Here is a 233-nt window from a genome sequence, read left to right as displayed (position 1 = left end):
CGATTGGCACTTCCACCTTGTCGGCAGCCTCTGCCGTGTCGGCGGCTACCGTAGCGTCGGCGATATCAGTCGCGTCCGCGTTTCCCTCCACCACGCCGAAACGGGCAACTTCCAACTCGGCGATGGTAACGAAGTCCACCGAGGTGAACGGTTCGACCTCGACCCGGCGCAATTCGCTGATATGGCCGAAACAGCCCATGTCGCGGCCCATGTCGCGGGCCAGCGAGCGCACA

1 pseudogene is annotated in these 233 nt (G+C 63.9%); it reads right to left on the bottom strand.

Features of this window, described 5'->3' with window-relative positions:
- A pseudogene (truB, locus tag EOB49_RS38560) lies at positions 1-233 on the bottom strand (tRNA pseudouridine(55) synthase TruB); the annotation flags it as partial.

It is taken from the genome of Mesorhizobium sp. M7A.F.Ca.MR.148.00.0.0, from assembly GCF_003997735.1.
Lineage (GTDB): Bacteria > Pseudomonadota > Alphaproteobacteria > Rhizobiales > Rhizobiaceae > Mesorhizobium.
This window is presented reverse-complemented; position numbering and strand designations above follow the sequence as displayed.